General features: G+C 37.2%; 11 protein-coding genes. 7 read left to right on the forward strand and 4 right to left on the reverse strand.

From position 1 onward, the window contains the following. The first annotated feature begins 19 nt into the window (after positions 1-19). Both GH715_RS18075 and GH715_RS18080 read left to right on the forward strand, forming a co-directional pair. Positions 20-1105 carry a methionine biosynthesis PLP-dependent protein gene (locus GH715_RS18075; protein ID WP_153836596.1) on the forward strand — a complete coding sequence of 362 codons (1086 nt, stop codon included), beginning with the start codon at positions 20-22 and terminating at the stop codon, positions 1103-1105. 1 nt (position 1106) lies between these two features. After that, entirely contained in the window at positions 1107-2273 is a 1167-nt protein-coding gene (locus tag GH715_RS18080) for an aminotransferase class V-fold PLP-dependent enzyme (RefSeq protein WP_153836597.1), read from the forward strand. A gap of 377 nt (positions 2274-2650) precedes the next feature. On the opposite strand, the gene GH715_RS18085 is transcribed toward GH715_RS18080, so the two are convergent. The 3 genes from GH715_RS18085 to GH715_RS18095 all read right to left on the reverse strand — a co-directional run bounded on the left by GH715_RS18085 (position 2651) and on the right by GH715_RS18095 (position 5253). Next, complete coding sequence (locus tag GH715_RS18085) at positions 2651-3406, reverse strand: sulfite exporter TauE/SafE family protein (protein ID WP_276208130.1); 756 nt, start codon at positions 3404-3406, stop codon at positions 2651-2653. A gap of 67 nt (positions 3407-3473) precedes the next feature. Continuing rightward, positions 3474-4292 carry an SDR family NAD(P)-dependent oxidoreductase gene (locus tag GH715_RS18090; protein ID WP_153836599.1) on the reverse strand — a complete coding sequence of 273 codons (819 nt, stop codon included), beginning with the start codon at positions 4290-4292 and terminating at the stop codon, positions 3474-3476. A gap of 49 nt (positions 4293-4341) precedes the next feature. After that, positions 4342-5253 (reverse strand): AEC family transporter, encoded by a 912-nt coding sequence (locus tag GH715_RS18095; RefSeq protein WP_153836600.1) that lies wholly within the window; start codon positions 5251-5253, stop codon positions 4342-4344. 184 nt (positions 5254-5437) lie between these two features. Between GH715_RS18095 and GH715_RS18100 the strand changes: the two genes are divergently transcribed. The 4 genes from GH715_RS18100 (at position 5438) to GH715_RS18115 (ending at position 8827) form a co-directional block, all read left to right on the forward strand. Next, complete coding sequence (locus GH715_RS18100) at positions 5438-6256, forward strand: lipoate--protein ligase family protein (RefSeq protein WP_153836601.1); 819 nt, start codon at positions 5438-5440, stop codon at positions 6254-6256. A gap of 12 nt (positions 6257-6268) precedes the next feature. Further along, a complete protein-coding gene (gene lipA, locus GH715_RS18105) occupies positions 6269-7216 on the forward strand; it encodes a lipoyl synthase (RefSeq protein WP_018934385.1) in 948 nt (315 codons plus the stop codon). 16 nt (positions 7217-7232) lie between these two features. After that, positions 7233-8024, forward strand: coding sequence for a Cof-type HAD-IIB family hydrolase (locus tag GH715_RS18110; RefSeq protein ID WP_153836602.1), 792 nt, complete (start codon positions 7233-7235; stop codon positions 8022-8024). Positions 8025-8692: 668 nt separating this feature from the next. Continuing rightward, positions 8693-8827: a YjcZ family sporulation protein gene (locus GH715_RS18115; RefSeq protein ID WP_153836603.1), complete on the forward strand. Its 135-nt coding sequence runs from the start codon at positions 8693-8695 to the stop codon at positions 8825-8827. An 84-nt stretch (positions 8828-8911) separates the two neighbouring features. Here the strand turns inward: GH715_RS18115 and GH715_RS18120 are convergent, their stop codons facing one another. Next, entirely contained in the window at positions 8912-11188 is a 2277-nt protein-coding gene (locus GH715_RS18120) for a glycoside hydrolase family 127 protein (protein ID WP_153836604.1), read from the reverse strand. Positions 11189-11331: 143 nt separating this feature from the next. Here GH715_RS18120 and GH715_RS18125 point away from each other — a divergent pair, with 143 nt between their 5' ends. Next, on the forward strand, positions 11332-12198 hold the full coding sequence (locus GH715_RS18125) for a helix-turn-helix domain-containing protein (RefSeq protein ID WP_153836605.1): 867 nt from the start codon (positions 11332-11334) through the stop codon (positions 12196-12198). Positions 12199-12639 lie beyond the last annotated feature (441 nt).

The following is a 12639-nucleotide window of genomic DNA, read 5'->3' on the forward strand; positions in this document are numbered from 1 at the left end:
TTAGAAAGGATGGAGCAAAATGAACAATATCGAAACTACTCTTGCGCAAATAGGTAATCGGAAAGATCCGCGTACTGGTGCAGTAGAAGCACCTATTTATTTATCAACTGCATACCAACACCCATCTCTGGGACAGTCAACTGGTTATGATTACACACGGACAGCAAATCCTACACGGGAAATTGTAGAAGATGCGATTGCAACATTAGAAAAAGGGGCAAAAGGATACGCCTGTTCGTCAGGTATGGCTGCCATCCAACTTGTCTTCTCCTTATTCAAGCAAGATGATGAAATAATTGTAACCGAGGACATTTATGGTGGAAGTTATCGATTGTTTCAGCATTTTCAGGAATCTTATAACATCAAACCAGTATATGCAGATGTAGAAGAAATGGAGCAGTATATTAGCCCAAGAACGAAAGCTATTTTCATAGAATCACCAACTAACCCGCTTTTAATGGAAATTAATATCGAGAAATTAGCTACATTGGCAAAGAAGCATCAATTACTCTTTATTGTTGACAACACCTTTTACACACCTTATTTACAACAGCCCTTAACACAAGGGGCAGATATTGTGATTCATTCCGCTACCAAATATTTAGGTGGACATAATGATGTACTCGCCGGACTAGTCGTAGTAAAGGATGTTACATTAGGTGATCAATTAACCTATCTCCACAATGCCATTGGTGCCGTACTTTCACCACTGGATACAATGCTTTTAATAAGAGGAATGAAAACATTGTCACTTCGTTTGGAGAAGCAACAACAAAACGCCAGACAATTGGCTGCATTTTTAAAAGAACTATCCTTGGTCGAGGAAGTTCTATACCCTGGTAAAGGGGCTATGATTAGTTTTCGAGTACAGGATAAATCGTTAGTTTCTCCGTTTCTAGAAAAATTAAAAATTATATCATTTGCAGAAAGTTTAGGAGGAGTAGAAAGCTTTATTACTTACCCAGCAACCCAAACCCACGCAGATATTCCAAAAGAAGAACGGGAGAGACGGGGAATTAGTGATACATTACTTCGATTTTCTGTTGGGATTGAAGCTGTGGAAGATTTGAAACAAGATATCCAACAAGCATTAGGAGGGAAATAAGATGGGATATTCAAAAGAAACAACACTTGCACATGGAGGAAATCAGCAAGGCTATCAGGAAAAACATACAGGTGCGGTTAACCCGCCAATTTATGTATCATCCACTTATCATCAGCAGCAATTCAATGAATTTGGTGATTATGATTATAGTCGTTCAGGTAATCCTACACGTGACCAATTAGAAGCTGCGATTGCCAAATTGGAGAATGGGACAGCAGGATTTGCTTTTTCCTCTGGTATGGCCGCGATATCGTCGGCATTTATGCTGTTACAAGCTGGTGATCACATCGTCATTACGAAAGATGTTTACGGCGGTACTTTTCGTTTTGTCACGCAATTATTAACGCAATTTTCGATAGAACATACTTTTGTTGATATGACAAATCCTGCAGAAATAGAAGCAGCTATTCAGTCAAATACAAAGGTTATTTACGTGGAAACGCCAGCAAACCCATTATTACAAATTACCGATATTAGTAAAGTAGTTCAACTTGCAAAGAAATACAAATGTTTAACGTATTTAGACAATACCTTTATGACCCCTCTGCACCAACAACCACTGGATCTAGGTGTTGATATCGTCTTACATAGCGCTACTAAATTTTTATCTGGTCACAGTGATATTGTTGCCGGATTAGCAGTTACCAAGAATGAAGAACTGGCCGCTAAACTGAAGTTTGTCCAAAACACCTATGGTGCGATTCTTGGCGCAAAAGATTGCTATCAATTATTGCAAGGTATGAAGACGTTGGAACCGAGATTTTCTAGAAGTGTAGCATCAGCAATAAAGCTAGCTGAATATTTCGATTCACATGATGAAATTGAACATGTCTATTATCCAGGTTTACAACATCATCCCGGCTCTTCCATTCATGCCAAACAGTCTTCTAGCCCAGGTGCCGTATTATCTTTTGTAATAAAGGATCATGTCGATGCCAAAAGTTTTGTAGAACAATTATCTATTCCTGTGTTCGCAGTTAGCCTTGGTGCAGTCGAGTCGATTTTATCACACCCAGCTACCATGTCCCATGCTGCAATGCCAGCGGAAGAAAGAGAAGCTAGAGGTATTAGTGAACGACTATTCCGTTTATCTGTAGGGATTGAAAATGTAGAAGATCTTATCGCAGACTTTAAACATGCTTTAACAGTGAAAGCAGGGGTACTCTAATTGAATATCTTCTACTATATTCATGTTTAACTAATTCGATATAGTTATAGGAAGCATTTGTTGAGTGGACATTTAGTGCGTTATTTGACACAATAACACCATTTTTTTGGCGTTAGCGGACATTTAATCCCTTATTCGGTTCATTTTGGCTTTAATTAACGCTAATTTCAATGAATAGCGGAATAGATGTCCTCAGGGCTTAAGAAAAAAGCACTTTTGTCGCCTATAACGGAACAGATGTCCACTCAGCACCTGATTTTCTGGAAGATAATCTATGTTTAGAAGATGTTTCGTAGATTATGTTATAAGGTAATGCTAATACCTTTTATATTTAATGGAAAAAAAGACATCCTTTTTGCTTATTTGTTGCTAATCTATTAACCTATCAGAAGCCGAATCGCTCCCAAAGCAGCAAATGTTAATACTAATATTTGAAATACTTTTTGCGGCATGATTTTGATCATTCTTACCCCTACCCAAGCTCCGATGAGTATAGCAGGAATAAGCCATAAATTGAATGTTACCGACTCGACAGTAATAATGCCTAAAGAAATATAGAATGGCACCTTGATAACATTCACAAATAAGAAAAACCAAGCACCTGTGCCGACAAATTCTCGCTTTGGTAATCCTTTGACAAGTAAATATATTGCCATTACTCCGCCAGCAGCATTACCAATCATTGTAGCAAATCCTGCTAAAACACCCATACTAAAAGTAAAAATTTTTGATTTTGGTAAAAGTTTTACGAAGCGTTCTCCTAATTTCTCTCTACTAATATGTAATAAAATGAGTGCTAATATTAAGATACCGATCATTGGTTTTAACTGTTCACTAGTGACAATATCTAACACAAGGTAACCAATTAAAATCCCTACTAATACCCATGGTACTAAGGAAAATAAATAACGCCAAACAACATTTCTGCGATAATAAATTACAGCAAATAAATCACCGACGATTAGTAAAGGTAATAATATACCTACAGATTCGCGTGCAGGGAAGATCATCATAAAAATAGCAACCACCAAAATTCCCATACTCGCTACTCCAGCCTTGGCAAAACCTATTAATAAAGCCGAAAATATGATAATTATCCATTCTATTATAGTTAACTCAAAAATGATAAACACCTCATTCTATGTTTACGTTGAAGTGAGAATTTAAAAAACGTCAATGACCATTAGCCAATCTTACTTATTAGGAAAAATCCTTCCACCTTAAATAACGATAATCTGTTTCATTAGCTTTAGCAGCCTTTTGTTTTAAATCTTCCAAGTCATCATAAACCGTAATAATTCTCCCTTGAAAAGCTTGTAATTGATCGTCTATCATTTTTTCTACCCAACTAGGAGCACAACCAGGTGAAACGTCAACATTATCTTCAAAAAGCTTTTCAACATTGGCTAAATATTTCTTTCCCTCTTTACTTGTTCGCTGATATTTTGTCATGTCCGTATCGTTTAAACCTGGATCAAGTGCATAAACTTCAACACTGGTTTCTTGTAATTCCTGTGCTAGATTTTCCGTGAACCTTGCAATAGCTGTTTTGGATGTGCCATAACCATTTCCATATGGAAAGGCATCAAGTGTGCCTCCTCCAACAATATTAATGATTTTACCTGCTTGTTGTTCCAACATGAAGGGAATAACTGCTGATGCACAATGATAAGTTCCTATAAGATTAGTTTCGATATCTTGCTTAAATAAGTCAGAAGATACTTCCCACGTTGGACCTATTGCCTGAAAAGAACCGGCATTATTAACCCACACGTCTATTTGTCCAAACGTATCAATGACATACTTTAAAGTGGTTTTTACATCATCTAAATCTGTTACATCCATAGCAACCATTCGGTGGTCTCCTGAATATTGTAACAACTCATCTCGAACTGCTTTTAATTGCCGTTCATTTCTTCCGGAGCCAATGACGATAAATCCCCGATCAGCAAAATAGCGAGCCATGTTTCGACCGATGCCCCTTGTTGCACCAGTAATAAAAATCACTTTTTGATTCATATCATCACCTCTTCTGTATATTGCTATTATAATAGATGCGTAGTTTAGACTAGACTATCAGATTGACAATTAACCAAATTAAGATAAAACTGATTATCATCGTAATGTTGGACGCGGTACCGACAAGCCGTTGATTATAGCCAAACATGATGGCATATGGTAATACAGATGCAGGTGTTGGTAATATAAAACCGATCAATAACGTAAATTTAAACATTTCCTCTACGGGTAACCACAGGTAACAAGCAAAGCCAGCAATCAGACCAATCCCATACTTGGTAAATAAAAACTTCGCAATAAGTTTTCCATACCCTTTTGCAAAAGAAAAGTTTAAGTACAGCCCTAATAGTAATAGTGATAGCGGCATATTAGCTCCAGAGATTACACTTGTTACATCTAAAACTATCTCAGGTAATTCAAAACCGATAATATTGATCAAACACATAATTAGATAGGTCTGCAGCGGAATCGATTTCGATAATTTAACGATAATCGACCTTGTCTCCAGCATCCCAGCACTACCTGCATATACACCGGCAATAATATAGCTGAGTCCAAATACAATAAATGCATTACCGACATCAAACATGCCAAAATATTTTAACCCATCAAAACCAAATAAACCTTCTACAAGTGGATAGGCAAATAATCCGATGTTTAAACCTGGGACCATCATACCGAATGTACCTTTAATATCTTTCGGATGATTACGAAATACCATCAGAGCAAGTATGGCATTGATCACTCCGTATATAAAAGCAATAATCACCAAATAAAATAAGGAAGCTGAAAAGTCAACATCACTGAATGTTACGATAATTAAACATGGTAATGTTAAATTAAAGACTATCCTTGCTATTCCTTCGCCATCCTTTTCTTTAACAAGGTTAAATCGCTTTAATACATAGCCAATTGCAATAATAACAATTGAGATTAGAAATTGTTCATTAAATCCATTCATTTTACTGTAACTCCCTGTTGTCTCGTTTCTTCTCACCCCTTCTACTATATCACATAGTGCAACACTTCGTTTTCATCTTAATCTTTTGACAGAAATATCCCCTAGATGTACCATAAATTATGGAAATAGTTTAAAAATTCTAAAAGGGGGACTAGTTTTCTCTTCCAAGAGAAACTAACATGATATGATGGAGACATGGTATTTTATAGACACAGAGAAACAAACACCAGCTTATAATATGGCAGTCGACGAGTGCTTACTTCAATGGCATAGCGAAAACAAAATACCGCCTACTATTCGCTTTTATGAATGGCTGCCAGCAGGATTGTCAATCGGATATTTTCAGAAAACAGTCAATAAGATTGATTTGGATGCAGTCCGAAATAGTGGTATAGAACTTGTCAGACGGCTAACTGGTGGTCGTGCTGTTTTACATGATCAAGAATTAACCTACAGTGTGATCGTAACCGAGGCGCATCCTAAAATGCCTAAGTCCATTAAAGAAGCCTATATGGTACTATCAAAAGGCCTGTTAGAAGGATTCCATAGCTTAGGTATTGATGCATCCTTTGCTATACCTGAGGGTAAGTTAAATACAACACAGTCTGCTGTCTGTTTTGAAGAACCTTCATGGTATGAACTTGTAGTCGATCAGAAGAAGGCTGCGGGCAGTGCTCAAACAAGAAAGCAAGGGGTTATTTTACAGCATGGCTCGATCCCGTTATCAGTAGACAATGATAAACTGTATGATTTGTTTATTTACCGAAATGAAAGGGTAAAGCAGAGAGCACGGGATGCCTTTAACGATAAGGCAATATCTATCGAGCAAGCAGCGAATAGAAAGGTCACATTGGAAGAAGTGAAAGATGCCTTTAAGAAAGGGTTTGAAAAAGGGTTAGACATTGAATTACAGGAATTTCAATTTACGAAGGAACAAGAACAGGAAATCAATGAACTGATGGAAAGCAAATATTTGAGTGATGATTGGAACTTTACTAGATAGGAGCGATACACAATGGCAAAAGAACAAGAACATCTTCGCAAACCGGAATGGCTAAAAATAAAAATTAATACTAACAAATCATATAATCGTCTAAAACACTTAATGCGTGATAAACGATTAAATACTGTATGTGAAGAAGCAAAATGCCCGAATATCCATGAATGCTGGAGCGAGAGAAAAACAGCTACCTTTATGATTCTCGGTGATACTTGTACTAGAGGCTGCCGCTTCTGCGCTGTTAAAACTGGTTTACCGAATGAATTGGACTGGGGCGAACCGAAAAGAGTTGCTGAATCTGTGGAGATCATGGGCTTAAAGCATGTTGTTGTCACAGCTGTTGCACGAGATGATTTAAAAGATGGTGGAGCGGCAGTATTTGCCGAAACGGTGAGACAAATTCGCGAAAGAGTACCAGGTTGTACCATTGAGATTTTACCTTCTGATATGAAAGGTGATTATGAAAGCTTACATACCTTAATGGATAGTGGTCCAGATATTTTTAATCATAACATTGAAACAGTGAGAAGACTGACAAAAAAAGTACGTGCCATTGCAATGTATGACCGTTCCCTTGAATTATTGCGTCGCGTGAAGGAAATTGCCCCTAATACTCCGACTAAATCAAGTATAATGGTTGGACTCGGTGAAACAAAAGAGGAGCTTATTGAGGCAATGGATGATTTACGTGCCAACAATGTGGACATTGTAACAATTGGTCAATACTTACAGCCCACTAAAAAACACTTGAATGTAGAACGATATTATCATCCAGACGAGTTTAATGAATTAAAACAAATAGCCTTATCAAAAGGTTTTAAACATTGTGAAGCAGGACCGTTAGTTCGTTCATCCTACCACGCTGATGAACAAGTAAATCAATCTGCTGCTCAACGTCGTATTAAGTATATGAAGGGCTATGAAGAAACAAGTGGCGAAGAACTAAAGAACTTTACTTTTTAATCAAGGGAGACTGAAGATGACCAACTACAAAGCTCTTTTTTTAGATATTGATGGGACTATTCTACGTCGTGATCATACGATTGAGGATACAACTAAGCTTGCCGTTAAACAAGCACAAGGTAAAGGAATTGAAGTATTCCTTGCTACTGGACGTCCTCTCCATGAAGTAGATGATATCGCTGATGAATTAGGAGTAGATTCCTTTATAGGTTATAACGGAGCATATGCGATTTATGATGGAAAAACAATAGTTGACGAACCAATATCTGGCTCTGTGATTGATCAATTTTTAGATGTCGCTAAACAAAATGAACATGAAATGATTCTTTATACCAATGAATTAAATTTAGTTACATCAGAATCAAAGCAAGTAGTAAAAGATTTCATTGATTATTTTGATTTAAAACATCACCAAGCATATAAAGCTATCTATCGCGATCAAATATTAGGGATTACGCTGATGGATGTTCGACCAGATGAACCAGCTCTTTATGATGTGAAACAAGAGGATATTTATTTTTCACAAGTAAATGTAGCAGGCTTAGAGCATTGTTATGATATGATCAGAGAAAATGTCAACAAAGGGCAAGCTATTCAAAAAGTGCTCAAAGAGCTCGATATACCCGCTGAAGCAGCGATTGCCTTTGGCGATGGGATGAACGATAAGCAAATGCTGCAATATGTCGGTGAAAGCTTTGCGATGGCAAATGCTACGCCTGAAGTGTTTCAATACGCCAAACATCGCACCACTTCCGTAGAAGAATCCGGTATCTATAATGGCTTGAAGCAATTAGGGATTGTTAACTAAACAACTCTTCCTTATTCACATTAGATACATACTGTGAAAAATCTGTTTAGTTGTAAAGTTAATAGAACGGTGCTTCCGGGGATATCACCTTCCCTTCCCAGGATATAGTCGTTTATCCTCGGAAGAGAGGGCTTTTTCCCCGGAACAGAAAATCGCTTCCGGGGATATGCCTTGCTGTTCCGGGGATATCTTCTTCCCTTCCCGGGATATAGTCGTTTATCCTCGGAAGGGATGACTTTTTCCCCGGAACAGAAAATCGCTTCCGGGGAAATACCTTGCTGTTCCGGGGATATCTTCTTCTATGAGGCATAGAACACAAAGAAGCCAACTTCGTTTTGAAGTTGGCTTCTTTGTGTTTTGTGAAAACAGACACCTTAAATGGATAGGGGAGCAACAAGCTATCATACATATAAGCAGGCTAAAGTGGACTAATTATTTAGGCTTACATGTATATTATCAATTAATGAACTTTCCACATTCATTAATTAATAGGATGAATATAATATAACAAAGGTTTTTCGCCCCAACAGCAAACTTGTAAACATATCTGACAATATATTTTTTTAAACTGGCATCGCCCATTTTTTCTAAAACTAGTCATTTACCCTAACTTATCTGTAAAAGGTACATACATTATATAGTGACAATACACAAGGAGGTTGATAGGAATGAGCTATTACGGAGGCTGCTCTCCATACGGTGGATACGGTGCTGGATATGGCGGTGGTTATGGCGGTGGATTCGCCCTAATCGTTGTGCTTTTCATTTTGTTAATTATTGTAGGTGCTTCTTTCTATAGCTAATTATATATCCAGGATATCCTGTACCATCATTAAGGAAGATCCCCGCTAATCGGGGATCTTTTCAATTCTAGAATAATTTTTGTCCTATAATGAAGGTTCGTTTAACATTCGAACATGATATACGCCACCAGCAACCTTATTTTTTTCTGCATAAAAGGTAACCGTCACTTTGTCTTTATCATTGATAAGTGCCTTTGGTATCGGGTAAGATTTAGAATATAACTCACCAATATTTGGTTTATTAAAGTGTTCTCTAGCTAGCACATGTCCATCAATTTTGATTTCAAAATCTCTTTCCATCTTCTTACCATTGATTTCTAACATAAAATCACTTTTGTTATACGTAATGTACAAATACATCTCTTTTTCCGGTTCAACTCGTAAGTCATAACTAAAATACCCTTCATCCCGGGCATCTCTCCAACCACTATGGACGTCATTACTGTAACCTGAGGTTGAATTTTTCACCTGTATATTGTGATCTACTTCTGGTTGTTGTTCATTAGGCGTAACCTCATCAACTATAATTTTTTGTTCTCGAGCTTTTCGTTTTCTTTCTTCATCACCGAATTCTTTGAACTCTTGTTCCGACATAATATTCCAATAGATAGTATAACGTTCATGATGAATATCATAAAAAGGTTTCAACTGCAGCTGTTGATGTCCAGGTTGTCCGATCGCTTCTGTTTCAAATACCAGTTTTTCAGCGTCTTTAATCTTTATCCAATCATTTAACGGTTCATTTGTCACCAATACTGGCACATTAATTAAGGGATGATTATTTAATGCCTGGTGATCATGGAGAATATCTGTTTCAGGAAAATTTTCACGGCCTAATGCCCCTGCTAACACAATCGGTCCATACATGATTGCTTGTTTTTTCTTATCATCTTTTGCATGATATCGATGTAAATGCAGTGGTAAATCATATGTAATCTGATCTCCTTTTTGCCAAGTGTGTTCGATGATTAGGTATCCATTATCCTCTTTCGGTTTTACTTCATTTCCATTAATTCTAATCGTTGATGCACCAGATAGCCAGTAAGGCTTTCTAAAAGCAATCTCTTTTACTTCACTGCCTACCTTTTCGATTGTGATGGTTGTGTTTAGCTGATATGGAAAATTGGTTTGTTGACGAACAACCATATCATCATTTTTGATTGATGCTTCTGCTGAGATAAATAAATGGACATACAATCTGTCAGCTATTTTTTCAAAAATACGACGATTATATCTTGCCGGATTCTCCATTCCTGTACCAGTACAACACCAAAAGGAATGATCGTGTGAATGATATACTTTAAAATGTCCTGGCTCAGAAGATACAAAGTATGTTTTCATTCCTGAATCAGGATCTTGTGACGCAAGAATATGATTATACAAAGCACGCTCGTAATAGTCATAGTAATGAGCCGATTGCTCCCATCCAAAAAGGATTTCAGTTAACTTTAGCATGTTATAGGTATTACATGTCTCAGTTGTCAATATCCCTAGTTCTTCATCATTTTCTGGTCCAAAGTGCTCTCGAATACTATTTCCGCCGATAGCATACGTACGATAATGAACGACTTGATCCCAAAAGAATGTCGCTATCCGCTTATATTTTTCTTTCCCTGTGATATTGTAGAGTTTAGCTACTCCGATCACTTTTGGTATTTGTGTGTTGGCATGCTTTCCTTCTAAATCATCTTTGCCTTTCGCTAATGGCTCTAGTACTTTCTCATGATAAAATCTTTCAGCTAACTCTAGATAACGCATATCATTCGTTATTACATACAGATCAGCAAATACTTCATTCATCCCACCGTGCTCACAGGTCAACATACGTTGGAATTGGTCTTTTGTTAAACTCTGCAAACCATTGTATGCCCAGTCAGCCAGTTTGGTCACGATCTCCAATGCTAATTTAGAGCCGATTATGTAATGGACATCGATTAGTCCTGCATAGATTTTATGTATGGAATACCACGGTACCCATGATCCCCCTAGGCTAAAGTTCCCTACTTCAAATTCACCAGAAAACACCTGATCAAAACAGTCTCTCGGGACACCACTTACATAGCCGTCCTTATCAATAGATTGAACAGCAGCTAATTCGGATAAAGCATATTCTATTTTTTTATTTAATGCTTCATCGCCTGTTACCTGATACATCGTTGCGGCAGCTGATAGCCAGTGACCTATGGAATGACCAGCAATCTCCATTGATTCCCATCCACCATATCGTTCTTTTTTAGCTGTTTTACCAGCAGCTTCATAACATGGTGCAACTAGTCGATCAATATCTAAATATAGTAAATATTCCTTTCCTTTCTGTTGAGAGTTTTTAAACATTCCGTCTAACAAGTTCACTCTTTGCATATTCTGCACCTCCACTAGCTTATCTATAATTACTAGTATGAAGTGTTGAGACACAGTTGTACATTCACAATAATTAAAATTACATATCTCTTTTTTTGATTTCTGTTAAAATATAATCAAACTATTTTAAAGGAGCGATCGCTTTGTCTCATCCTATAATTATATCAAGTAGCTCATTCCCGCTTATTCATGAAATAGGTTTAATGACTGATAAAGATGGAGTGGAGAAACATCCGGATCGTGTGATGCCAAAATTAAATGTATTCGTTTACGTTAAAAAAGGACAATTACAAGTTATAGAAGATGACGAAGTATATAAGCTAAAGAAAGGATCCTATCTTTTTCTTAGAAAAAACATCCATCATTGGGGAAGCGAATTCTATCAACCAGGTTCTGAATGGTTTTATATTCATTTTTTTAATCGTGATATACAAGAAAATGTTAATGAATATAGTATGTACGGAAAAACTTCACTTGTTCATCATGAAGAATATCAGAGAAAGTTGACATTGCCTAAATACGGTGAAGTGTCTCACCTCGGTTACACCCAATCACAACTTGAGCAATTATTAGAAATGTATGAATCATCTCATCCGATGAGACCTATATTAACCAGTATGCATACACATCAGTTCTTTTTAGAGCTATACTTGGAGAATTTGGAAACCTATACAAATAGAAAGTCAAACAGAATGATAGCTAAAATGATTCGGTTAATTGATGAACAGCAAAGTAACAAATTATCGAGCCAAGAGATATCAGAAGCTTTAGGTATGAATTATGCTTATCTTTCCACGCTATTTAAACAGCATACAGGTAAAAGCATTACACAATATCAAAATGAGCGCATGGTGGAAAAGGCAATTCAATTATTTCGCAGAGAAAACTACAATGTTTCAGAAGTGAGCGACAAACTAGGATTCTCTAACCCTTTTTATTTTAGTCGCGTCTTCAAGAAAGTAACCGGCATGCCTCCAACCGATTACTTGAGACAAATTTATCGAGGTTGAAAAACATTATCTATCTGTAAGTAAAGCGCAGAGCGCCCGCTTAGAAACGTAGCGGCGTCAGAATCAACTGAGATAAAGGAATCACGGTGAGTTTACGAACCGATGATGACTTATCGTAGGGCGATTCGTGAAGTCGCCTAGTTTTTGGGCGCTCGGAGCTAGACATCTGCGCAAATTTTATACTTTCTTGTTTTACAAGAAAAACCCGGAAAGCCCACGCGGTCCTGTGCAAAGTAGTTATTTTGACATGAATAATAGGCGTAACAACCGCTGCGGCTTGCCCACTTCGCTTAATTACGTTCTACATTTTTTAACGTTCGGACATTACATCTTTTATTTTACATTGTATAAAACTCAAAAAGTTAGCTGTCACTTACGTTGTAGAGCTGCTTTATAGTGGAGGCCGCCCGCTTCAACTCCTGTGGAAACGGTTTTACCTGA

This window comes from Gracilibacillus thailandensis (genome assembly GCF_010994055.1).
Taxonomy (GTDB): domain Bacteria; phylum Bacillota; class Bacilli; order Bacillales; family Amphibacillaceae; genus Gracilibacillus; species Gracilibacillus lacisalsi.

Coding starts and splice junctions, on each gene's coding strand:
- GH715_RS18115 (WP_153836603.1), top strand. CDS start 8,693: ATGAGCTATTACGGAGGCTGCTCTCCATACGGTGGATACGGTGCTGGA.
- lipA (WP_018934385.1), top strand. CDS start 6,269: ATGGCAAAAGAACAAGAACATCTTCGCAAACCGGAATGGCTAAAAATA.
- GH715_RS18075 (WP_153836596.1), top strand. CDS start 20: ATGAACAATATCGAAACTACTCTTGCGCAAATAGGTAATCGGAAAGAT.
- GH715_RS18120 (WP_153836604.1), bottom strand. CDS start 11,188: ATGCAAAGAGTGAACTTGTTAGACGGAATGTTTAAAAACTCTCAACAG.
- GH715_RS18090 (WP_153836599.1), bottom strand. CDS start 4,292: ATGAATCAAAAAGTGATTTTTATTACTGGTGCAACAAGGGGCATCGGT.
- GH715_RS18080 (WP_153836597.1), top strand. CDS start 1,107: ATGGGATATTCAAAAGAAACAACACTTGCACATGGAGGAAATCAGCAA.
- GH715_RS18095 (WP_153836600.1), bottom strand. CDS start 5,253: ATGAATGGATTTAATGAACAATTTCTAATCTCAATTGTTATTATTGCA.
- GH715_RS18110 (WP_153836602.1), top strand. CDS start 7,233: ATGACCAACTACAAAGCTCTTTTTTTAGATATTGATGGGACTATTCTA.
- GH715_RS18100 (WP_153836601.1), top strand. CDS start 5,438: ATGATGGAGACATGGTATTTTATAGACACAGAGAAACAAACACCAGCT.